The sequence below is a fragment of the Cyanobacteria bacterium FACHB-DQ100 genome, assembly GCA_014695195.1.
Classification (GTDB): Bacteria; Cyanobacteriota; Cyanobacteriia; order Leptolyngbyales; family Leptolyngbyaceae; genus Leptolyngbya.
Window position 1 is genome coordinate 16,815 of sequence record JACJNW010000042.1, and the last position, 23,866, is coordinate 40,680.

A 23,866-nucleotide genomic window follows, 5' to 3' on the forward strand; every position below is an offset into this window, starting at 1 on the left:
GATTCGCTAAGTAATTTGCACCATCATTAGAGTTCAGGGGCAAAGTAATGGTCTAAAAGCTGCTGACTCCGTTCACGTATCTCCCCAGTTGCAGATTGGTTGATCTCGTTGAGAACGGCGTAGATTTGTTTGAGAGCTAGGGTAGACGGCTGCATTCGTCCGTTTTCCCATCGATTAATCGTGCCGTAGGCAACGCCCAAGACTCTACCAAGCTCTTCCTGTGTTAGCGCGGTTAGTTGTCGCAGTTCTCGAATCAAGCGACTAACGTTAGGCTGCTCCAGCATAGGAGTCTTTGGTAGCAGAACCGTGTGAACAGTGGCTTTCATATCTATAAACGGGTTTAACGGAAAATGGGTATAACGAACGTTACAGGCAGATTATCTACTGATTTAGTAGGACTCGTTTTCTACCTTAAGGTAGAAGAGGTTACCGCTTGATTAAACTGGAATCCGGGTAACTTCTGTTTTTATTCGTGTTTTCGATTTAACCTACCTGTAGGTTGATGACTTAATATTGCTTTTAAGTTTTCCAAACTATGCTTCTGCGCTTCTGCATATTAGGAGGATGTCAGCTAAGCACGAGCAATCCTAATAGTTAGGAGGCTGCTCAGAGAGCAGACAACTTCAAGCTGCACAGATTCAAGAGCAACTACTATGCTTTGATCTGTACTAGAGTTGTTGGGGAATAACTTGATTTCAAAGTAGAATTCAGACGGTTGCTGTGTTTTGCTATCTGATCAAGCTGCTTTCGAACAGAGCCGCTTTAAGCAGTGATGGATTCAGGAAGAAAATCATGATGCAAAAACTACAAGGAACATAGAATTCAGGGAATACCAGCCTTGAGAACACAGCAAAAGATCCCAAATGTGTTCTATAGATGCCTTGATGCCAGGAAGCGCCTTTAATTCTTAAATCCATCTTAAGGGGAATGTAAAAAAAAACTTCTCCCATATGGTAGTTTGAAAAACGCAATGTTCCGCCAATCGTCATAAGTCATGGGGCTAAAAAACTCTCTCTGGCTAAGAAATCATACTGTGCCATTTCTTGCAGTTGGGTTAGCGCTCCTGCTCACCTTGCTGCTACGATCGCTGCTCTATCCTACGTTGCTTCCCTTTTTCTATGCAGCAGTAGCGATTAGTGCTTGGTCGGGTGGAATGAGGGCGGGACTGAGCGCGATCGGCTTATCGGTGTTAGCCATTCAAGTCTTTTTGCTTGCCCCAATTGAGGCGCTGCCGACTGCCTTAAGCAGCGTTGCACAACTTGGAGCTTTTGTACTCGTCACAGGGTTGATTAGTTTTCTCGGCTCCGAGTTACGTACTAAACGGCGGATAGAAATCCTGTATCAACAGGTGCAAGAACAGTTTGATGTCTTGAATCGCATTCTGGCGGCATCGACCGATCACATTTATGTGTTCGATCGCTTGGGTCGCTATTCCTATGTGAGCCAAGGAGGCGCTCAGGTTTTGGGATTTCAACCGGTTGAAATCGTAGGGAAAACTTGGCGCGAGTTAGGATTGCCAGCCAAACTCATGGAGCGAGTAGATGCCCAGCGAGAGCAAGTGATGCAAACCGGGCAGCCCCTGAAGGAAGAAACCAATTTTGCAACTCCTGATGGCATTCGATATTACGAGTATATTTTCACGCCTTTGCAGACCTCAGAAAGCACGGTTGAGGCAGTTGTGGGGGTTTCTCGGGATATCACCGAACGCAAGCAAGCAGAAGCTGCCTTGCGAGAAAGCCAAGCGCTGTTTCAGAATTTTATGCAGCATAGCCCAGCGACAGCTTATATTAAGGACGAAGCGGGACGTTATCTTTACGTCAATCCATTAATTGAGCAAACGTTTGGACGATTGCTGAACGAATGGGTTGGTAAAACTGATTTTGATCTATTCCCTGCTGAAGTAGCACAACAATGGCGACAAAATGATTTGCAGGTATTGACTGAGGGCAAAACGCTGCAAGTCACGGAGATTGCTCCCCATGAGAATGGAGATCGGTACTATCTCTCATTCAAATTTCCATTGCAAAATGCTGCTGGACAACAGCTAATGGCGGGAATGTCGATCGATGTGACCGAACAAAAGCGGGCTGAACAAGCGCTAGCAGAAAGCGAATACCGCTACGCCCAAATTCTCAACTCAGTTCAAGATATGGTATTTTGCAAGGCTCCCGGTTCCGTAGTGGTCTACGCAAACAAAGCAGCCTGTGATTACTACGAAATGACGGTTGAGGAACTGCGCGGTATTACCGATGTCCCCTTTAACGAACTGGATTTCACTCAACAATATTTGCAAGATGACCTGAAAGTGTTTACGACCGGAGAGCCCATCGAAGTTCTAGAAGAGCCAAACCGGCGAGCAGACGGAGAGATCCACTACTTCCATACGATCAAAACTCCGGTTTTTGACACTCAGGGGAACGTGACTGAGTTAGTAGGAGTATCGCGTGACATCACAGAAAGGATTCGAGCAGAGGCGGCTTTGAGAGAAAGCGAGGCTCGGTTTCGCGCCGTTTTTGAGTCGAATATGATGGGCATTCTGTTCTGGAGCGCTGATGGATTATTTACCGATGCCAACGATGCCTTTCTTCAGATGGTCGGCTACACTCGCGACGATTTAGCACGGGGAGCCGTGCGCTGGGATGAAATGACTCCATCGGAATACCGTTCTTTAGACGAACACGCTTTAGCAGAGATTCTCGATCGTGGTGTCTGTGTTCCTTATGAGAAAGAATATCTCTGTCAAGATGGGAGCCGTTTGCCCGTTTTGATTGGGGGTGCGTTGCTGCAAGGGTTTACCGATCGAGGTGTTTGCTTTGTGCTTGATATTACTGATCGTAAGCAAAAAGAGATCGAACGGGCGCAACTGCTGGAACGGGAACAGAAAGCCAGAGCCGAGGCAGAGCTTCAGCGCAGTTATTTATATGCCCTATTGATGCAAGCTCCTGCCCATATCTGTATCCAGCGCGGAGCAGACCATGTGTTTGAGTTTGCCAATCCGCTCTATAGCCAATTAGTGGGTGGACGAGAGTTAATGGGTCATCCGGTGCGCGAAGCCTTTCCTGACCTGGAAAGACAGGGCTTTTTTGAATTGCTTGATCAGGTGTTGGAGACGGGGGAACCCTTTATCGGTAAAGAAGTGGCAGCCGAATGGGATCGACTGGGTAACGGCACCTTAGAGGAAGGATTTTTCAATTTCGTGTACCAACCGATGCAAGGTATTGATGGTAAGCCTGAAGGCATCATGACCTTTGCGTTTGAAGTCACCGATCAGGTACTGGCACGGCGGCAGGCAGAAACCCTGGCAGAAAATTTACAAATTCAGCAGCAGGCGTTGCGGGAGAGCGAAGCCCGCTTTCGTCACTTGGCAGATACCGCTCCTGTCTTAATCTGGATGTCGGGTACTGATAAGCTCTGCACCTACTTCAATAAACCTTGGCTAGATTTTACGGGACGGACGATCGAGCAAGAGTTGGGTAACGGTTGGGCAGAGGGAGTACACAGAGACGATTTTCGATATTGCCTAGAAATTTACACAGGTTCGTTTGATGCGCGTCGGGAATTCAAAATGGAGTACCGTTTGCGACGGTTCGATGGGGAATATCGTTGGGTGCTTGATCACGGTGTCCCGCGCTTTACGCCGGATGGAGAATTTTTGGGCTACATCGGTTCTTGTATTGATATTCACGATCGTAAACAGGCAGAAGAACAAATCCGCCGCCTGAACGAAGAACTAGAGTATCGCGTCAAGAAACGCACCCAACAATTACAAGCAACGAATAAAGAACTGGAAGCGTTTTCTTATTCGGTTTCCCACGATTTACGCGCACCTCTGCGGCATATCAATGGCTTTATCGATCTGCTGCAACGACGGCTAGGAACTTCCACTGCTTTAGATGAAACCAGCCAGCGTTATTTAAGAACCATTACTGACACCACTAAAGAAGCTGGCAGGATGGTAGATGATTTGCTGGCATTCTCCCGGATGGGACGAACCGAAATGCGACTGACAACACTAGATCTCAATCAGTTGTTGCAGGAAGTGCGGCGAGAGATGGAGCAAGATTTGGAGGATAGAACCATTGATTGGCACGTTGAATCCTTGCCTGTTGTTCAGGCTGATCCTTCAATGATGCGCTTAGTGTTACGCAACCTATTAGAAAATGCTGTGAAATATACCCGCACTCGGACTGAAGCCATCATTCAAATCAGGAGTACCCGCACTGAGAATGAGACCATCGTCTCTGTGCATGATAATGGGGTAGGCTTTGATATGCAGTATGTACATAAACTTTTTGGCGTGTTTCAACGGCTGCATACTAATGAACAATTTGAAGGAACAGGCATTGGGCTAGCCAATGTGCAGCGCATTATTCACCGTCATGGTGGAAAGGTTTGGGCAGAAGGAGAACTCGATCGCGGTGCTTCCTTTTACTTCTCCTTGCCCAACACCCCAACGAAGGAGGCGACATGGAACTAAAGCGAATTTTATTGGTAGAAGATAGTGCTAGAGATATTGAATTAATTCTGGCAGCCCTTGCAGAACATTGTTTAGCGAACGAAGTCATCGTTACACGAGATGGAGAAGAGGCTTTAGATTATTTGTATCGGCGTGGGATTTATCGCTTACGCAGTGAAGGGCTTCCGGGCGTAGTGCTCCTGGATTTGAAATTGCCCAAAGTCGATGGACTAGAAGTGCTGAGCAAGTTAAAAGCTGACCCAGAGTTGAAAGCTGTGCCTGTAGTCATTTTGACTTCTTCACGAGAAGAAAAAGATTTGGTTAGTAGCTATAACCTTGGTAGCAATGCTTATGTCGTTAAACCTGTAGACTTCCATGAATTTGTCGAAGCGATTAAGGAACTAGGGTTGTTTTGGGCAGTGGTGAATCAACCGCCGCCTGGATCCCTTCCCCCTGCCCGTCCTACATCTTGACGTTAGGATTACATATATTTATGCTCCGTTTTTTATTACTTGAAGATAGCGCGATCGATGCCGATCTCATTCAAGCAGTTTTGCTAGAAGGAGGATTGGAATTTGACCTTAAATTAGCTCAAACTCGCAACGATTTTATAACAGCCCTTGACCAGCAGGTGTTCGATCTGATTCTGGCAGACTATTCACTCCCTGGCTTCGATGGATCGTCTGCTCTTGAAATTGTCCAGGAACAGTGTCCGGCTATACCCTTCATTTTTGTTTCCGGGACGCTCGGAGAAGAAGTGGCAGTAGAAATGCTGAAAAGCGGTGCAACCGATTATGTCCTGAAACAACGACTAGAACGGCTGATTCCTTCGGTAAAGCGTGCTTTGAAAGAAGCGGAGGAACGGGCTGCTCGCAAAGATGCAGAAGAAAGACTGATCAATTATGCAAATCGCTTACAGACGCTATCAGAAACTTCTCGCAGCTTTTCCGAAGCGATTTTGGATTTTCAAACTCTACTCAATACGGTGTGCTGCACCATTGGAGAATTAATTGGGGATGCTTGCATTCTGAAACTTGTTTCTGATGATGAACAGTGGCTTCAGATTCGGGCAGTCTATCATCGTAATCCTGAACTGGTGGCGCGAGTACAGCAGGCTGCCAGCGCTTTCCCACAACGGATTTACGAAGGGCTGTCAGCTCAGGTACTCCAAACTCAGCAACCTTTGTTTCTGTCCACGACGACTAATGCAGAACTACAGGTTTCGACACAAACGGAAGCCTCCTACCTAGAGCAATTTATAGTCCATAGCCTCATGATTGTGCCACTCCGAGTCCGAAACCGGAGCATCGGCAGCCTCAGTTTGATTCGAGAGACACCTGATAAATCCTATATGATCGATGATCAAACGTTTTTGCAAGATTTAGCCAATCGCGCTGCGCTTGCGATCAACAATGCTCACCTTTACCGAAAATCCCAAGAAGCCAATCGAATTAAGGATGAATTTCTAGCGATGCTCTCCCACGAATTGCGGTCGCCCCTGAACGCGATTATTGGTTGGTTGAGTTTGCTGCGAAGTCGTCAGTTTGATGGAGCAACAACGACTCGCGCTCTAGAAACCGTGGAACGGAATGCCAAAGCTCAAGCAAGACTGGTTGAAGATTTGCTCGATGTATCGCGTGTTCTTCAAGGCAAACTTCGTCTCACCCTCCGTCCTCTGGAACTATTGCCTGTTGTTGAAGCTGCGATCGACACGGTGCGACCAACGGCTGAGGCAAAAAACATCCAATTGCACCTAGCTCTAGATCCTCAAATCGGGAAAGTTTCGGGCGATGCGGAACGTTTGCAGCAAGTCATTTGGAATCTCATGAGCAATGCTGTGAAATTTACACCAAAGGGAGGACGGGTTGAGGTCAAGCTAGAAAAAGCTGGCGCAGACGCGGATGGGCAATCTGCTCTCGCTTTCGATGCCCAAATTACAGTATCTGACACCGGACAGGGGATAAAACCTGAATTTCTTCCCTATGTCTTCGATCGCTTTCGCCAAGCAGATAGTTCAATTACCCGGACGCATGGCGGTTTGGGTTTAGGGTTAGCCATCGTGCGCCATCTCGTTGATTTGCATGAGGGGCAGGTTTTTGCGGATAGTGCAGGTGAAGGTAGAGGCGCAACCTTCACTGTAAGGCTGCCGCTGCTGGCTCCAAAACCGGATCTGGGACGAACCCGGACTAACGCTTCTGAAATTGCCATGATTGATCCATTTCACTGTGCCGCTCGCTTAACCGGGCAACGGATTTTGATCATTGATGATGATTTGGATGCTCGCTTCTTATTGCTCTCGATTCTAGAAGAATGTGGTGCGGAGGTTGTCGCGGCGGCATCAGCGAGTGAAGGAATTTCAATCTTAACCAGTTCTGGAAACTCATTTGACCTGCTAATTAGTGATATTGGGATGCCCGGTGAGGATGGATATACTCTCTTACGACGGGTACGCTCGCTGCACGTAGAGCAAGGGGAGCATATGTCCGCAATGCTGAAGAACGCTTGTCGTATTCCTGCGATCGCGGTCACTGCATATGCCAGAGAAGAGGATCGTCAGGCTGCACTCTTAGCAGGCTTTCAGGCTCATCTTGCGAAACCAATTGATCCAACTCGGCTTATTCTGTTAGTTGCAGATTTGGTCAGTCAAACAGCAACCGAAGTATTGTTCTAAAGCAGAAGAATTTGAATCTTTCCATCTCTAAATAATCACCAGTTGATGGGATGACAGGCTACTAGGAGTCTTTCTTTTTGCTCTTGGGCAAGACTTGTGCAATTGCTCCCATTAATTCCTATCAATCACTAGAACATAAATGCCTTGCAGATTAAAGATTGCGTAACCCCTATCCTGCACAAATTCTCAGCATTTTTGTGCTCTTAAATATAGGCTCGCTGTCACCCCTCTAAACTTCGCCATTCAATTCTCACCTATCTTCATGCTCGTAATAGAAGTCGATAGTGTACAACTTTATTTTCAGGAGCTTCTGCAACTAATCTAAAGCAGTGTACAACTTTAATTTCTAGCGGATCAGAAGAATGAATCTAACTATTAGCCTTTTGAGATAGTTCAGTGTACAAGTTTATTTTCAACTTACAGTTACGTTGACATAAGAAGGAGTGGGGTATTGTTCTTTTTAACTCCCTACTCCCCACTCTTTCACACTCAAACAGGATAGTTAAGTTACACTCGTACCTTGAACATCGATCGCTAAACTTTTTACTTGCACTCCAACTTCTAATCCGATCCAAGCTTTCTCCATCGCTGCATTGACTGCTTCAGCTTTTTCCTGATGGGCCAACGCCAACACCGTCGATCCAGCTCCACTAATCACCATGCCATAAGCGCCAGCACCGATCGCCGCTGTTCTCACTGCGTCGTATCCTTTAATCAGCTTTTCCCGATAAGGTTGGTGAATTCTATCCTGCAATGCTGCTTTTAACCAATCTGCGTTTCCGGTCTCTAAGCCCCGAATTAGTAGCCCCAAGTGAGACGCATTAAAAATCGCATCAGCGCGGCTATAAGTTGCAGGTAAAACACTACGAGCTTCGGCAGTTGATAGTTCAAAATCGGGAATGGCTACGATCGGTACAATGCTCGAATGCCAAGGTAGGTCGCAAATTTCCCAAGCGCGATCGATGCCTGATGCCGCTAATCGACAGCCCCCAATTAACGCAGGCACCACATTATCCGGATGTCCCTCGATCTCGGTCGCGAACTCTGCAAGTTCAAGCTGTGATAACGGTGATCCTGCGAGTTCGTTTGCTCCGACTAATCCGCCGACGATCGCAGTTGCCGAACTGCCCAATCCCCGCGCTAACGGTACCTCCATTTTGATCTCGAGCTGGACGGCTGGAATGGGTTGATTGATGCGATCGTAAAGCTTTGCAAATGCCTGATACACCAAATTACTCGAACCCAGCGACACCCGCTTCGCTTCTGCTCCCGTTGCGGTAATTCTCAATCCAGAGTCGATGCGGGAAAACTGGAATTCGTTGTAGAGCGTTAACGCCGCTCCAAGACAATCGAACCCAGCACCGAGATTGGCAGTAGTCGCAGGAACACGGACAGTAACATTAGACATGAGCAGCGATCGCACTAAGAATTCAGTCCTTTATTGTAGGGGTAAGCGATCACAATGATTTAATAGAGAAGCATTTTGAATCTTGGCTATGACCCACTCGGAACCGATCGAAAAAATAGAAGCGTTGCTACAATCCTACGAGCGCTTCGGGGTGCATCTTGGCTTAGAGGCGAGTCTAAAGCTGTTAACAGACTTGGGAAACCCTCAAGCGCAAGTTCCTGTCGTTCATGTGGCAGGCAGCAATGGAAAAGGTTCGGTCTGTGCTTATCTCTCAACCATTCTGACCGAAGCAGGCTATAAAACGGGTCGCTACACTTCGCCGCACTTAATCGATTGGACAGAGCGAATTTGTATTAACAATCAACCGATCGATCCCACAGCACTCTATCAAACGTTGCTGAAGGTGCAGTCGAAAATTGATCCGGCTTGTTCTCCGACTCAGTTTGAAGTGATCACGGCGGCAATGTGGCTCTATTTTGCTGAACAAAAGGTAGACATTGCGATCATCGAAGTTGGCTTAGGCGGACGATTAGATGCCACCAATGTGATTGAGCATCCCTTAGTCAGCGTGATTGTTTCGATTAGTCGAGAACACTGGCAACGATTGGGATTTACGTTATCGAGCATTGCAGGTGAAAAAGCTGGAATTCTTAAACCTGAATGTCCTGCCGTGATCGGACAGCTACCCGATGAAGCGGCATCGGTGATCGATCGTCGAATTGCTGATCTCAATTGTCCCGCAGTTTATCCCGAACCCGCAAAGCTGAGCGACGGCTGGGCGCATCAAGGCACACTCAAATATCAATTGCCGCTCCAAGGTGACATTCAATTGCACAATTCAGCCTTAGCGATCGCTGCGATTCAATTGCTCCGGCAGCAAAACTGGAATATTTCTGATAGTGCGATCGTCAATGGAATTAGAAACACAAAATGGGCAGGACGGTTACAGTGGTATGAGTGGAAAGGGCATAAAATTCTGATTGATGGCGCACATAATCCAGCGAGTGCCGAAGCATTGAGACAATACGTTGATCAACTTAAACAAAGCTCAAACCACTGTTCAACCCATTGGGTCATGGGAATGTTATCCACAAAAGATCATGCTGATATCTTCAAAGCACTCTTACGATCGCAAGACTCCCTCTTTCTAGTTCCCGTTCCGGGCCATAGTTCGGCTGATCCCACAGAACTCGCCAATCTTGCCCAAGAAATTTGCCCCGGTTTAGAACATTGTCAAATTTATCCAGATGTCGCTACTGCCCTAGACAGCGCGATCGCCCACGCTGAGTTAGTCGTATTCTGTGGCTCACTCTATTTAATTGGTGAATTTTTCAAACAACAAAGAAATATCGCCTCCATCTTTGGATAGAAGTTTCTAGAGATCCGCAGTGTTAGGTTAATCAAAATGCCCCCATGCGGGTATTTTCTCCATTCTTGGTCTGCTCATGATGGACGATTCTTGCTCTCAAACCGATGATTTCTATGAAACGCGCCCTAATTCCGAGGGTGAGAGCTGTGCAGAAGCTTCTAAAGTAAAGCCAACTAATTCCCAAATCCTGGAGCGCCTTCACCAAACAGAAGCTGCTCTACAAGAAAGTGAAGCGCGATTTAAGCGATTTGTTCAAGGCAGCCAGGACGGATTTTGGGACTGGGATGTTGTACGTGATCGCTGGTACGTCTCCGATCGCTGGAAGCAACTGCGCGGAATTGCCCCCGATGCCACCATCGCAGATACTGTTACTACTTGGTACGAATCTACACATCCAGACGAGCGCGATCGCGTTTTAGACGGATTTCGGCACTATGTTGCTCAGGGATCAGGACAGTACAGCGAAGAATATCGGATCGTACAGCCAGACGGAACGATCATTTGGGTGCTCGATCGGGGTCAGGCGACTTGGGATGAAACTGGACGTGCAATTCGAGTCACCGGATCACAAACGGATATCACAAAACTAAAACGCACAGAAGAAGCGTTAGAAGAAAGTCAGTTGATCTATAAAACGCTGGCGGACACAATGCCGCAAATGTTTTGGATCACACAAGGCAATGGCTATCATGATTACTTTAATCAACGCTGGTATGATTACACCGGAACAAAGCCGGGAGAAACTGACGGCGAGGGCTGGCAAACCTGCCTTCACCCGGAAGATGCTAAGAAAGCGGCTGTAACCTGGCAAGAATGCCTCAAAACGGGACAGCCTTATAACGTCGAATATCGCCTCCGATGCGCCAAAACTGGAGAATATCGCTGGCATCTCGGACAGGCGCTCCCCCTGCACGATTCAGACGGCGATATCGTCAGATGGTTTGGCTCTTGCACCGATATTCACGATCAGAAATTACTCATCGAAGAGCGAGACAGCGCCTTAGAACGAGAACGCGCCGCCCGACTTGAACAAGAAAAAGCCAACCGTACCAAAGACGAATTTCTCGCCGTCGTCTCACACGAACTGCGATCGCCCCTCAATCCGATCTTGGGCTGGATCAGACTGCTCAGAACCCGAAAAATGGGAGAAGCTCAAACTCAGCAAGCCCTTGAAACGATCGAGCGCAACGCCAAGCTGCAATCCCAACTGATCGAAGATCTGCTTGATGTGTCCAGAATTCTGCGTGGGAAATTGGCGCTGAAAATCACACCTGTCAATTTAGTCACGGTGATCGAATCGGCGATCGAAACCGTTCGCCTTTCTGCTCAAGCCAAAAATATTCAGATTCAAACCCGCGTCAACGCCAACCTCACTTATGTTTCCGGCGACTTTAATCGACTTCAACAAGTCGTCTGGAACCTGCTCTCGAATGCCGTAAAATTCACCCCGGACCACGGCACCATTACGATCGAGCTATGCGCCACCGACTCTACGATCAACATTAGGGTTCAGGACACCGGAAAAGGCATCGCACCCGAATTTTTACCGCACGTCTTCGAGCAATTTCGCCAAGCCGATAGCAGCATCACTCGGCAATTTGGCGGTTTAGGATTGGGTCTTGCGATCGTGCGTCATATTGTCGAGCGTCATCAGGGTCAAATCCGCGTCGAAAGTAGGGGCGAAAATCAAGGCGCAACCTTCATTGTGGAGCTACCGTTATTGAATACTCCTGTAAACTCTGCGATCGCCCCACTGGATCACACCCCCGACGAGCAGTTAACCGGGCTATCGCTGCTGATTGTCGATGATGAAGCCGATGCCCGCGAACTGCTTGCCTTTTTGCTAGAGCAACAAGGTGCGATTGTCACGGCTACCAGTTCCGCCAAAGAAGCACAAGCGAAGCTAGCAAAGTTTCAGCCCGATCTTTTAATTAGCGACCTGGGCATGCCCGATGTCGATGGATTTCAACTGATTCGGCAACTCCGGGCAGAAGGTCGATCGATTCGAGCGATCGCCGTGACTGCCTATGCGCGGGAAGAAGATCGTCAAGCGGCCCTCGCGGCTGGATTTCAGGCGCACGTCACTAAGCCGATCGAACCTGCGGAACTGTTCAAGGTAATCCGGGCAGCCGTGCAGAAATAGCGGTGTCCCGACCAATATTCGGTACAATCTGATCTGCACTGCTTGTGATTAGACCTATCCCTGATTAACCGCCATGATCCACGAAATTTTCATGCCCGCTCTCAGTTCCACGATGACCGAAGGAAAAATCGTGTCCTGGGTCAAATCTCCGGGCGACAAAGTTGAAAAAGGCGAAACCGTCGTGGTGGTGGAATCGGACAAAGCCGACATGGATGTCGAGTCGTTTTACGAAGGCTATCTCGCCACGATCGTCACCCAAGCAGGTGAATCCGCGCCCGTTGGCAGCGCGATCGCGCTGCTTGCTGAAACCGAAGCCGAAATCGAACTTGCCAAACAGCAAGCCGCCTCAGTTTCCGCTCCGGCTGCTGCGCCTGCGCCTGCGCCCGCACCTGTTGCTGTTGCCGCCTCGACCAACGGCAGCAGCACCGCCGCCAAAAACGGTAGAACGATCGCCTCTCCCCGCGCCCGCAAACTTGCCAAGGATCTCAAAGTTGATCTAGCGACGATCGCGGGTTCTGGGCCTCACGGTCGCATTGTCGCGGAAGATGTCGAATCTGCTGCTGGAAAAACTCCAACACCCGCAGCAACTGTTGCAAAACCCGCTGCTCCAGCTCCTACGATTTCTGCTCCTGCTCCGGTTGCCGCAGTCGCTCCTGCACCTCGTCCCGCACCCGCTCCAACACCTGCACAGCCCGGACAAGTCCAGCCGATGACGACGCTGCAAGGTGCCGTTGTACGAAATATGATGGCAAGTTTGGAAGTTCCAGTCTTCCGCGCCGGTTACACCATTACGACAGATGCACTTGACAAGCTTTACAAGCAGGTGAAATCGAAAGGCGTAACGATGACTGCTCTACTGGCGAAAGCGGTTGCTGTAACGCTGCAAAAACATCCGCTGCTATATGCAAGCTACGTTGAAAATGGTATTCACTTTAATGGTTCGATTAATATCGCTGTTGCTGTTGCCATGGAAGATGGCGGATTAATCACACCGGTATTGAAGAATGCAAATCAGCAGGATCTCTACTCGCTGTCTCGCAGTTGGAAAGATTTGGTCGATCGTGCCCGCGCCAAACAACTCCAGCCTGACGAATATAGCTCTGGAACCTTCACCATCTCAAACTTAGGGATGTTTGGAGTCGATACATTCGATGCAATTTTGCCGCCGGGGCAGGGATCAATTCTGGCGATCGGAGCTTCCCGCGCCAATGTCGTCGCCACCGATGATGGAATGCTGGGCGTTCGTCGGCAAATGCAAGTCAACATTACTTGCGATCACCGAATTATTTACGGTGCTGATGCCGCAGCATTTCTGCGCGATTTAGCAAAACTGATTGAAACCGATGCTCAATCCTTGACGTTGTAGAACCCTCGATCGTTGGTCAAACCTCCAGGCTCTCAAAGAGCCTGGAGGTTTTTGCTTGGGACAAAATCGGAGCGATCGCAGCCGATACCCAACCAATTTGTTAATGCTACAGATTCTTTGCCCCCTAAATCCCCCAAAATGGGGGACTTTGAGAATTCAATCTTTCTTTGCCCCCTAAATCCCCCACTCGTGGGGGATTTAGGGGGCTTGCAAGATCTGTAGGGATTAAAGATCAATTTGGTACGAGACAATCAGTCCGTGAACAACGCAGGTTAATTTTGCAGCTTATAGAATTATTCAAAAAATTCGCGGTAGACAAACTCTATTGAGTTGTTTTCCATGCAGCAATGCAGAGAAAAATGAAGTTTTTGTAAGGCAACCGTAATAAAACGGAAAAGATTCAAACAGGTTTACAGGAAATTACGGGGGTAATGAAGATTTTTTGTGATTAAATTACCCTTGGCTGGCTCCATCGCCAAAGCGCAACGCTCTGCGGTGTGATGTCTGTTGGTTTGCATCTGCCCGCGCTCTTCACACACAAGGAGAAATGAATGAGGCAAGTATGGAGGTCATTAATCACCCGATCGCGGTTCACGCTGAAACGGTTTTGCATCGTCATCAGTCTCGGATTTTTAGCAGCGATCGCTTTATCTTGGGGTCAACAAGGACTCTTAGCATTCGAGACCAATTTAATCGCAACTGGAAGTAGCTGGCAGGGCGCATCTTTCCCTGTAGAAAACTTTCAAGGCTACACCTCACCTTTTGGCTATCGGCTGTCGCCGGACGGCTCCTACAACCGCGAGTTTCATCGTGGTTTAGACATGGCAGCCCCGGAAGGCAGCTACATTCGTAACTGGTGGACAGGAAAAGTCGTTGAAGTTTCAGACGGTAGCGCCTGTGGTACATCGGTTGTAATCCGATCGGGTGACTGGGAGCATATTTACTGCCATATGCAAGGATCAGCAGGGCGTAACGGTCAAGGCAAGTTTATTCGATCGGGCGATGTCCAAATCTATGAAGGTCAGACGGTGACAGCAGGACAGCGCATTGGACGAATCGGCATGACCGGACGCACGACAGGCCCGCACTTGCACTGGGGACTGAAATACTCAAGCCAATGGGTTGATCCCGCGCTTGTTCTCCGGGCAATGTATGCTGAGCAAAGAACTGGACAGCCCGTATCGAGCCGCCCAGAGTAGTTGATCTTTTGTAGCTGATTTTTTTGCTGAATTTAGTTTGCTTCTTTTAACTCATCGATCAACTGTTCTAGTTGGTCGATGTTTGCTTTGTAGACTTCGCCGCAGAAATGACAGGTTGCTTCTGCACCTTGATCGGTTTCAATCATGTCACGCAGTTCGGCTTCGCCCAGCAGTTTGAGCGCTCCCAGGACGCGATCGACCGAACAGCCGCAATGAAATCGTACCAACTGCGTGTCGGAAAAGAGCTGCAAGCCCATATCCCCTAGCAATTCCTCGAATATCATCGGCAGAGTTTTACCCGCTTGCAGCAAAGGCGTAAATCCTTGCAGCGTGGACAGTCTCGACTCTAGCAGCGCGACAAGTTCAGGATTTTCTGCGGCTTTCGGGAGAATTTGAATTAATAATCCCCCTGCCGCCTGCACACCACTCGGATCAACGAAAACTCCCAGAAACAAGGCAGAAGGGGTTTGCTCTGACGATGCCAGATAGTGAGTAATATCGTCGCCAATTTCGCCTGAAACGAGTTCTACGGTGCTGGAGTAGGGATAACCATAGCCGACATCTCGTACAACATACACATATCCATCGTTACCGACTGCACCGCCGACATCTAATTTTCCCTTCGCGTTGGCTGGCAATTCGACCTCTGGATTGTCCACATACCCGCGAACTGTTCCATCTGTGCCTGCATCGACCATCAATCCGCCCATGGGGCCATTGCCGCGAATGCGGATATTCACTCGTGACTCCGATCGCTTCATGCTCGATGCCAGCAACAATCCTGCCGACATTGCTCTGCCGAGTGCAGCGGTCGCAACATACGATAATTTGTGGCGCTGTCTTGCTTCTTCGCTGAGGCGGGTGGTAATCACCCCGACTGCCCGGATTCCACCCTCTGCGGCAGTTGCTCGAATTAACTGGTCAGCCATGAAAAACCTTTTCGTTTCAATCTAGAGACTTTCTTTGATTGTAACGATTTCTTATTAATAACGGGATGAAGCGGGGAGGAACTCTCCCCACTCCCCACCTAGAGATTGTCTAACTGCTTTTTGAGATCCTCTAACTCAGAATCGATCGCTGTATCTTTCGGGGCTTGCGTGGCCTGAGGGGCTGCCGTTCCAGGTAGCGATTGCTGCGCTGGCTGTGAACCTGCTAGCATTTGCTGCTTCATTGCTTCGAGTTCGAGGTCAACATCACCAGACTCAAGCGCCCGGAATTGCGCTTCAAGGTCGGCTCCAGCCAGTTCACCTGCGGCTTGCGATCGTGCTTCGAGTTGCAGCACCTTGTCTTCCATCCGCTCGAATGCTGCCATTGCGGTGCTGGTTCCCATGTTGTTAACCATCCCTTGCAGTTGCTCTTGAGCCTTGGCTGCGCTGGCGCGGGCTTTGAGCATATCTTTTTTGGTCTTGGCTTCTGAGATCTTGCCTTCGAGGGCGATGAGGCTGCGCTTGAGGGTATCAACCTGACTAGATTGGGTATCGAGTTGAGTTTTGAGCGCGGTCGCAGTTTCAGTATGAGTTTTTCTGCGGGTGAGGGCTTCGCGGGCAAGATTTTCGTCGCCTTTTTGCAGGGCGAGTTGTGCCCGTTGTTGCCAATTGTTCGATTCCGTTTGAGCTTGATTATATTGTTGCTGGGTGCGTTTTTGCGAGGCGATCGCCTGCGCGACGGCTTGACGAAGCTGCACCAAATCTTCCTGCATATCTTGGACAGCTTGCTCCAGAATCTTCTCTGGATCTTCTGCCTTGCTCACCATGTCATTCACGTTGGAGCGGACAACGCGGCTGATGCGGTCAAATAATCCCATAGTTCTTTCCTTCTGGCGTTTCTTAGAGTTGAAGTTGCCGTTGCTTTATACGTTAGCTCACACCGCTGATGTTGCAGCACTTGCGTAGGGTTTAGCTCACTTTCCCGTAAAGTAGGGTCGGAGCCTCGGCAGATATGCAAATCGGACAGCCTCCTTTAGTTTAAAAACTTCAGGCGAAAATCGGTAGATTTCGCAGAATTTTTTTGGAGTCGTCGATCGTATGTTTCCCGCTATTTTTCTTGACAAAGACGGAACGCTGATTCCGGATATTCCTTACAATGTGGAACCAAGTAAGATTCAGTTAGCTGAGTTTGCACGATCGGCGTTGAGGCTTTTGCGCGATCGTGGATTCAAATTGATTGTGGTCTCGAATCAATCGGGAGTAGCGCGAGGTTATTTTCCTGAGTCTGCCTTGATCGGCGTTGAGCAGCGATTACAGGAATTACTAAACCCGATTGAGTTAGATGGATTTTATTACTGTCCACATCATCCGCAGGGCACGATCGCCGAATATCGCCTTGAGTGTGAGTGTCGTAAACCCCGTGCTGGAATGTTGCTCAAGGCGGCACAGGAACATCAGATTGATTTAGCGCGATCGTGGATGATTGGCGATATTTTGAATGATGTGGAAGCCGGTCGAAGTGCGGGATGTCGGACGATTTTGATCGACAACGGCAATGAGACGGAGTGGATTCTGAATGAATCGCGAACTCCTCATTTTAAGGTTGCTAACTTAGCCGAAGCCGCAGAAGTGATTGTTCAATCAATCTAGTTTGCTCCGCATTTGTGCGTACTCCATGCGCTCAACTCGGCGGTTTAAATCTCTAAATTGTCGATTGATATCTCGCTCGCCGGGTGTGTTTGGTTGCGTCATTACTGAATTTCCGGCTGATTTTGCTAGATTAGCATTCCTTCATCTTGGGCAGAGAAGCTTTTATCATAAAAGAGTTCTGCTCAATGGTTTTATGAATATCGTCTGGCTTTTGTTGATGGTGTCGATCGTATTGGCACTGATCTATCTACTGAATCCGCGTCGGTATCAATCGGGCGATTCGGTTGCAACCGCTTATGATGAATGGACTCAAGACGGCATTCTAGAGTTCTACTGGGGAGAACATATCCACCTCGGTCATTACGGCTCTCCGCCTCGGTCTAAAAACTTTCTCACAGCAAAATCAGACTTTGTGCATGAAATGGTGCGCTGGGGTGGATTAGACAAGCTTCCCGCTGGGACAACCGTTTTAGATGTAGGCTGTGGAATTGGGGGAAGTAGCCGGATTTTGGCAAGGGACTATGCCTTTGATGTGACGGGAATTACGATCAGTCCTGGACAAGTCAAACGAGCACAGGAACTCACGCCATCGGAACTTTCGGCAAAATTCCAGCAAGATGATGCGATGAATTTATCGTTCCCGGATGCCAGCTTTGAGGTGGTGTGGTGCATTGAAGCAGGCCCACATATGCCAGATAAAGCGGTATTTGCAAAAGAACTCATGCGAGTGCTTAAACCCGGTGGAATTCTGGTAGTTGCGGACTGGAATCAGCGAGACGCGAGAAAGCAGCCGCTCGTTTTGTGGGAGCGTTGGGTGATGCGCCAACTGCTGGATCAGTGGGCACATCCAGAGTTTGCCAGTATTGAAGGATTTGCAGAACAATTAGAGGCGACACATTTGACGGATGGAGCGGTTCAGACGGCAGATTGGACAAGGGAAACGCTACCGTCTTGGCTAGATTCGATTTGGCAAGGAGTTGCACGTCCTCAAGGGTTAATCCGCTTCGGAGTTCCTGGCTTGATCAAGTCCCTGCGAGAAGTGCCAACCCTGCTATTGATGCGATTAGCGTTTGGGGCGGGATTGTGTCGCTTTGGTATGTTCCGCGCTGTGAGAAAGTGAGCGATCGTTACAGATAAGTATTCGCTGCGATGCTGTATCCGGGGTGCCCCCTAAATCCCCCAGAATGGGGGACTTTGAAGGTTAAAACACCGCTCAAATTTTGGGAGTTACCTCGGTTCAGAATTCTGCGGCTTCACTTCCTGAGCAAAATTCTCAAATCGCCGCATCAAATAGGCTACACCAAAATCCCCGTTTGGATGGTTCTTCAGCACTTCCGCTAACTCAAACACTTGAGTTGCTAACTCGACTCCTAAGCGATCGATCGTCGCCTGCTTCTCAATGGCGAGATGTTCGCGCTCTCTCGATAAAGTTTGCCACTCACTGGAGAACAACTGCTCGATCGCAAGGTGCAATCCCATTGTTTCGAGTGCGTCCCATTCACCACGATCGCACCAAATTCCCCCACAGCTTAAACAGCGTTCCACATAAAAGGGCGTTTTCATGCCGACTTTGACTCGCGCAAGATAGCTCCCGCACTCAGGACACAGCGCTGCCTTAGCATCAAGCGGCGACTGTACGAACTCCACATCTAATGTTTTGGGAATTAGATCTGCAACAGTTTTAGGATGGGGTCTTTCTGCCTGCCATGCCTTGTAATTCTCAGACGGAATCCAGGTTCCTTTACAGTCAGGACACTGTTTCACCGCTAATGCCTCGGTTAATGTGCCATCAATTAGCGTGATTTTTCTCTCTTTTGGGCACTGCATGGCGCAATCCTCAATCCGACGTTTCTTATTTAATCAGGCTCAGTCCCTAGAATCGCACTGCAATAGGTGGTCAAGAATTTAATGCGATCGCGAACCTGCCCAAGCCGCATTTCGACGGTTCCAGCCTGCCGCGCAGTCTGTAAAAACATTCCATCCATCCCAAGCAACCGCATTTGTTTATTGATTTCCACTAAGACAGAATGCGTTTGATAGTGCTCGGATTGAATCGGCTGAATCTCCTCCTGGAAAATCTGCTGGAGCGATCGTATCTTTTGATGAAGCGCAGGTCGATCCAGTTCGACCGTGTTGAGAGTTTGATCGAGTGCAACGATCGCGTTTTGGAATCGTTGAAAAACGCGGACTTGGTTCTCTGTTAACATGCTTGAACTTTAGTGAAAGAGCGGGGATCGCTGAAAAGCATAATTGGATGTAGAACGGTGTTTCAGTAGATGGTTGAAGCTCTCGGTATAAATTCGCTCGAAATTGTCCACATCGTGGGAAGTACGTATGCAAGACCCTGAGTTTTGCTTGAGTTGAGGACGATCGCAAAATTTCTCAACAATCCAAAATTTCCGCCAAGAAACGGATCACCATTCGATAGAATGAGCGTTACGATTGTTTTAACAAGCTTAAGATATACCCTCTATTTTCACTTGAATCGACCTGAGTGCGAGACGATTTCAAGGGCGCTATCTCTGTGAATTCTTTGTCTCGCCGTTTGTCGATTCTGAAGTTCAAATCTTAGTGTCTAGCCGTTAGGAAAGCTCCTTATGCTAGACTCATTTTCTATTCATTGATTCTTTTGTATAGCGCTATACATTAATCCAGGATTTGAATTTCCTCCACGATCTCTTTATTGTCTAGATCTGATTGTCTGAACCTGCACTCTAGTCACGCAAATCAGCATGAATGTAGCGGCATCCATCCCCACCATTGACTTTGCTTTACCCGATTGGTTGCGTGAGTGTTTCCTCAAACCCTCCGACGACAACCAACGCGATCAAGATTTGATCTGCCGTGCGTTTGAATTTGCTTATCAACTGCACGCAGGGCAGAAGCGTGCCTCCGGCGAACCGTACATCGCTCATCCTGTCGCGGTAGCAGGCATTTTAAGAGATCTCGGTGGGAGCGGCGTAATGATTGCCGCCGGATTTTTGCATGATGTCGTTGAAGATACGGATGTCACACCCGAAGAAATCGAAGAGCGGTTTGGGTCTGAAGTTCGATGTCTGGTCGATGGCGTGACCAAGCTTTCTAAATTTAACTTCTCTAGCAAGACCGAGCGACAGGCAGAAAACTTCCGCCGCATGTTTCTTGCGATGGCGCAGGACATTCGCGTGATCGTGGTGAAACTTGCCGATCGACTCCACAATATGCGAACGCTGGAGCATCTGCCATCCGAGAAGCAGCAGCGAATCTCGCTCGAAACCCGCGAAATTTTTGCGCCACTGGCGAACCGCTTGGGGATCGGTAATATCAAGTGGGAACTCGAAGACCTCGCATTCAAGTATCTCGAAACCGATGCTTATCGAGAAATTCAGAAATTAGTTTCAGAAAAACGGGGTGATCGCGAAGCCAGACTCAGCGAAGTTGCAGCGACATTCAAACGTCGTCTTGATCAAGTAGGAGTCCATTGCGTCGAAGTCAGCGGTAGACCCAAGCATCTTTACGGCATTTACCAAAAGATGCAGCGTCAGCAAAAAGACTATGAGCAAATTTACGATGTCGCGGCTGTCCGAATCATTGTAGAAAACAACGATGAATGTTATCGCGCTCTCGCAATCGTGCATGACACCTTCCGTCCGATCCCCGGACGCTTCAAAGACTACATCGGGTTACCTAAACCGAACCGTTATCAATCGCTGCATACGGTTGTGATTGGAGATTCTGGTCGTCCCTTAGAAGTCCAGATTCGGACGCTCGGAATGCACCATGTCGCAGAATACGGGATTGCAGCGCACTGGAAATACAAAGAATCCGGCGGCTCAACCTCGAAGCTCACTAGCGACGACGAGAAATTTACCTGGCTGCGTCAACTGCTTGACTGGCAAAACGATCTTAAAGACGCGCAAGAATACCTTGAAAGCATTAAAGACAACCTCTTCGATGGCGATGTGTATGTGTTCACGCCGAAAGGAGAAGTCGTTGCTCTCAGTCCGCGATCGACTCCGGTAGATTTTGCGTACCGGATTCATACCGAAGTTGGCAACCACTGTGCAGGCGCGAAAGTGAACGGTCGCATGGTTCAGCTCGATACGCAATTGAGAATGGGCGATATCGTCGAAATCATTACTCAAAAGAACGCCCGCCCCAGTTTGGACTGGCTGAATTTTGTCGTCACCACAGGTGCAAGAAACCGGATTCGACAAGCGTACAAGCGATCGCACCATGACGAGAACGTGCTGCGCGGTCGTGAAATGCTGGAGAAAGAACTCGGCAAAAACGGCTTTGAAGCGTTGATGAAATCCGCCCCGATGCTAACGGCGGCTGAACGCTGCAACTATCACAGCGTTGAAGATTTCGTGGCAGCCGTCGGATACGGCGAAATCACTTTGAATCTAGCCCTCAACCGCATTCGAGATGCCGTCAAAGCACAGCAATCGCTGTCTCACCCTCAACCTTCACCGTCGAGTTTGGCAAACGATGCGGCTCTCATTCCCTTGCTTCCTGCTGCACCGAGAGCCGTACCTGCACCAACGGCGAAATGCCCGATCGCGGGAGTCGAAGGCTTGTTGCATTACATGGCAGGCTGTTGTCATCCCTTGCCCGGAGAATCGATTATTGGAGTCATTACCCGCAGCAATCGCGGCATTTCAATTCATCGTCAAGGCTGTCCCAACGTCGATTCTGTTCCGGGCGATCGCTTAGTACCCCTGAGCTGGAATCCTACCCAACAGACCACTGGACGCGCTCAAACTTATCCGATCGACATCCAAATCGAAGTCATCGATCGTGTGGGAGTGCTCAAAGACATTCTTTCTCGCCTTACCGACAACAATATCAACGTCCGCAATGCCCAAGTCAAAACCTTTCCGGATCAAACGGCGGTGATTGACCTGGGCATTGATATTTGCGACCACGCTCAGCTAGAACGCACCTTTGCTCAGATTAAAAAGATGACAGACGTGCTGAATATGCGACGAGTCAGCCAGATCGATGACAACTAAGGTTTCAAGCCTTATAGAAATTTCACGCAATCTAGATATTTCTTAAAGAAGCTAGAAAACCCTGACAGATTCAAGCTTTTTTGTGATCGATTTTAATAATTCAATGCCATACTGATTGGACAGCTTTGTGATGCAAAAAATCACTCCTTAGATAGGTGCATCCGAACTTGTTCTACTCCTAGCACAGATTACTCGACCCCTTGCATGAATTATTCCTCCGATCGTTTCCCGTGGTGGGACTATCTCAATCAAGAACTATTTGACCGTGAGCGTCCGTTCGTTTGGAACTTAGAGAAGTTTTGGCATACCCATCGCGTTCAGAAGCTAGAGCGCTGTTGGGAGCGATCGGAAGTTTACCTTCTGGAGCATTGCTGGCGACAGGAAACCGACGAGAAAAACACCTAATTTATAGTTCTCAACTTGTATCAGAAGTCCGGTTCTTTTGCGAAATCGGACTTCTTTTGTGTTTATGGCTGTCTCCAGCGCTTCGCGAAGTCATCCAGAACCGATTGAGGAATCTGGCTTTGCAGCCATTTCAGGGCAGCATCTTGATGGGCTGCACCCCGGTAGGACTTCGCGACGTTGATGAGGTCGATCGGGGGTGGAGAGGCGGGAGTTGGAGTTGGAATCGGAGTCGGTACTGCGGTTTTACCTGCTAGTAGCGCTGCCCAGGTTGCCACTCCAACAATGCCATCTGCCACTAGATTTTTTGCTCTTTGAAACGCAGCGACTTGCGCCTTGGTTTTTGGTCCAAAATCCCCATCGGGCGTTCCGACATCGAATCCCTGCGCTTCCAACAAATTCTGCATTTCTTGCACGACATCTCCTTCTGAGCCTTGTCTAAGGGGAATGCGACCTTTTAACAGCTTTTGTAGTCCATCTAAATTGCCATTGAATTGGTTTAAATCGACATTGCCTACAATTCCGCGCAGTGTCCCGGATTCAGAATATTGATGGAATGTCCAGCGGCTCCAGGTGACAGGAACAAAGGGTGATCGGGTGCCGAAGTTCGCAATCCAAAGCGGGTAGGCTGCAAACTGTTTAGGATTTCTAAGTTTTTCTTCCCAATAACTTGGAAATGTATAGAGAATGGGTTTGCGTCCGGTTCTGGTTTCGATAATGTCAAGCCATTGCAGCGCTCGATCGATCACTGTTGCCGCGCTTAATCCGTCGTCGATTTCTAAATCAAGCACAGCAGGCAAATCGAATGCCTCGATCGATTGCACAGTTTGCAGGAAGTTATTCGCTTGAGTAGCAGGATCTCGACCGGGGCGGAAAAAATGGTATGCACCTCGGACAATGCCGACCGATCGCATTCCTGCCCAGTTGCGCGTAAATTTATCGTCTCGGCTGGTTGCGCCCTCGGTGGCTTTGGCAAATCCATAAAACACACCCTGGCTGGCGACGGTTGCCCAATCAATATCGCCCTGGTAGGTCGAGACATCTATCCCTAATAAAGCCATAATTCAAACCTCTAAACCTTGCTACTGGGTACATTCACGATTGAAGGATTTAATTCCCCAAGTTTGCCTGAGATTAGTTGAAGATGCGATTAAATTGATTTACAAATCGGCGTTGCCTAATGGAGAGATGAATTAAGGTGACTCTCAATGCAGTGCCCTGAATGCCAATCCACTCATATTCGCAAGAATGGAAAACGCAAAGGCAAGCAAAATCATATTTG

General features: G+C 48.6%; 20 protein-coding genes. 12 read left to right on the plus strand and 8 right to left on the minus strand.

Annotation, left to right across the window (positions count from 1 at the left end; genetic code table 11):
- Window positions 1-26: 26 nt before the first annotated feature.
- Together H6F51_24840 and H6F51_24845 are read right to left on the minus strand one after the other, a co-directional pair.
- Window positions 27-326 (minus strand): helix-turn-helix transcriptional regulator, encoded by a 300-nt coding sequence (locus tag H6F51_24840; GenBank protein ID MBD1825699.1) that lies wholly within the window; start codon window positions 324-326, stop codon window positions 27-29.
- Between the two features lie 402 nt (window positions 327-728).
- Window positions 729-989, minus strand: coding sequence for a hypothetical protein (locus H6F51_24845; GenBank protein ID MBD1825700.1), 261 nt, complete (start codon window positions 987-989; stop codon window positions 729-731).
- Window positions 990-1,033: 44 nt separating this feature from the next.
- Here H6F51_24845 and H6F51_24850 point away from each other — a divergent pair, with 44 nt between their 5' ends.
- From H6F51_24850 to H6F51_24860, 3 genes are read left to right on the plus strand one after another with little or no spacing between them, the layout of a single operon-like run.
- Window positions 1,034-4,477: a PAS domain S-box protein gene (locus H6F51_24850; protein MBD1825701.1), complete on the plus strand. Its 3,444-nt coding sequence runs from the start codon at window positions 1,034-1,036 to the stop codon at window positions 4,475-4,477.
- The gene (locus tag H6F51_24855; protein ID MBD1825702.1) at window positions 4,468-4,929 is read left to right on the plus strand and encodes a response regulator; all 462 of its coding nucleotides are present in this window, start codon (window positions 4,468-4,470) and stop codon (window positions 4,927-4,929) included. The genes H6F51_24850 and H6F51_24855 overlap by 10 nt, the downstream gene beginning before the upstream one ends.
- Before the next feature lie 14 nt (window positions 4,930-4,943).
- Window positions 4,944-7,127, plus strand: coding sequence for a response regulator (locus H6F51_24860; GenBank protein ID MBD1825703.1), 2,184 nt, complete (start codon window positions 4,944-4,946; stop codon window positions 7,125-7,127).
- A gap of 502 nt (window positions 7,128-7,629) precedes the next feature.
- Here H6F51_24860 and H6F51_24865 read toward each other — a convergent pair.
- Window positions 7,630-8,535, minus strand: a complete 906-nt coding sequence (locus H6F51_24865) for a homoserine kinase (protein MBD1825704.1) — start codon at window positions 8,533-8,535, stop codon at window positions 7,630-7,632.
- Window positions 8,536-8,623: 88 nt separating this feature from the next.
- On the opposite strand from H6F51_24865, the gene H6F51_24870 reads away from it, so the two are divergent.
- The 4 genes from H6F51_24870 (at window position 8,624) to H6F51_24885 (ending at window position 14,612) form a co-directional block, all read left to right on the plus strand.
- Window positions 8,624-9,904, plus strand: coding sequence for a bifunctional folylpolyglutamate synthase/dihydrofolate synthase (locus tag H6F51_24870; GenBank protein ID MBD1825705.1), 1,281 nt, complete (start codon window positions 8,624-8,626; stop codon window positions 9,902-9,904).
- 76 nt (window positions 9,905-9,980) lie between these two features.
- The gene (locus tag H6F51_24875) at window positions 9,981-12,047 is read left to right on the plus strand and encodes a PAS domain-containing protein (protein ID MBD1825706.1); all 2,067 of its coding nucleotides are present in this window, start codon (window positions 9,981-9,983) and stop codon (window positions 12,045-12,047) included.
- 73 nt (window positions 12,048-12,120) lie between these two features.
- The gene (locus H6F51_24880; protein MBD1825707.1) at window positions 12,121-13,413 is read left to right on the plus strand and encodes a 2-oxo acid dehydrogenase subunit E2; all 1,293 of its coding nucleotides are present in this window, start codon (window positions 12,121-12,123) and stop codon (window positions 13,411-13,413) included.
- 551 nt (window positions 13,414-13,964) lie between these two features.
- Window positions 13,965-14,612, plus strand: coding sequence for a M23 family metallopeptidase (locus H6F51_24885; GenBank protein MBD1825708.1), 648 nt, complete (start codon window positions 13,965-13,967; stop codon window positions 14,610-14,612).
- A 32-nt stretch (window positions 14,613-14,644) separates the two neighbouring features.
- On the opposite strand, the gene hslO is transcribed toward H6F51_24885, so the two are convergent.
- Window positions 14,645-15,541, minus strand: a complete 897-nt coding sequence (gene hslO / locus H6F51_24890; protein ID MBD1825709.1) for an Hsp33 family molecular chaperone HslO — start codon at window positions 15,539-15,541, stop codon at window positions 14,645-14,647.
- A gap of 98 nt (window positions 15,542-15,639) precedes the next feature.
- On the minus strand, window positions 15,640-16,416 hold the full coding sequence (locus H6F51_24895) for a PspA/IM30 family protein (GenBank protein ID MBD1825710.1): 777 nt from the start codon (window positions 16,414-16,416) through the stop codon (window positions 15,640-15,642).
- A 220-nt stretch (window positions 16,417-16,636) separates the two neighbouring features.
- Here H6F51_24895 and H6F51_24900 point away from each other — a divergent pair, with 220 nt between their 5' ends.
- A complete protein-coding gene (locus H6F51_24900; GenBank protein MBD1825711.1) occupies window positions 16,637-17,188 on the plus strand; it encodes an HAD family hydrolase in 552 nt (183 codons plus the stop codon).
- Window positions 17,189-17,381: 193 nt separating this feature from the next.
- Window positions 17,382-18,308, plus strand: a complete 927-nt coding sequence (locus tag H6F51_24905) for a methyltransferase domain-containing protein (protein MBD1825712.1) — start codon at window positions 17,382-17,384, stop codon at window positions 18,306-18,308.
- Between the two features lie 107 nt (window positions 18,309-18,415).
- Here H6F51_24905 and H6F51_24910 read toward each other — a convergent pair whose 3' ends face one another.
- Window positions 18,416-19,015 (minus strand): zf-TFIIB domain-containing protein, encoded by a 600-nt coding sequence (locus H6F51_24910; GenBank protein MBD1825713.1) that lies wholly within the window; start codon window positions 19,013-19,015, stop codon window positions 18,416-18,418.
- Between the two features lie 29 nt (window positions 19,016-19,044).
- A complete protein-coding gene (gene patD / locus H6F51_24915) occupies window positions 19,045-19,395 on the minus strand; it encodes a heterocyst frequency control protein PatD (GenBank protein MBD1825714.1) in 351 nt (116 codons plus the stop codon).
- A 525-nt stretch (window positions 19,396-19,920) separates the two neighbouring features.
- On the opposite strand from patD, the gene H6F51_24920 reads away from it, so the two are divergent.
- Together H6F51_24920 and H6F51_24925 are read left to right on the plus strand one after the other, a co-directional pair.
- The gene (locus H6F51_24920) at window positions 19,921-22,182 is read left to right on the plus strand and encodes a bifunctional (p)ppGpp synthetase/guanosine-3',5'-bis(diphosphate) 3'-pyrophosphohydrolase (protein MBD1825715.1); all 2,262 of its coding nucleotides are present in this window, start codon (window positions 19,921-19,923) and stop codon (window positions 22,180-22,182) included.
- Window positions 22,183-22,386: 204 nt separating this feature from the next.
- Complete coding sequence (locus tag H6F51_24925; GenBank protein ID MBD1825716.1) at window positions 22,387-22,587, plus strand: hypothetical protein; 201 nt, start codon at window positions 22,387-22,389, stop codon at window positions 22,585-22,587.
- 62 nt (window positions 22,588-22,649) lie between these two features.
- Here the strand turns inward: H6F51_24925 and H6F51_24930 are convergent, their stop codons facing one another.
- Window positions 22,650-23,645, minus strand: a complete 996-nt coding sequence (locus H6F51_24930) for a peptidoglycan-binding protein (protein MBD1825717.1) — start codon at window positions 23,643-23,645, stop codon at window positions 22,650-22,652.
- A 147-nt stretch (window positions 23,646-23,792) separates the two neighbouring features.
- Between H6F51_24930 and H6F51_24935 the strand changes: the two genes are divergently transcribed.
- The coding region (locus H6F51_24935; protein ID MBD1825718.1) for an IS1 family transposase at window positions 23,793-23,866 on the plus strand (74 nt) is incomplete at its 3' end.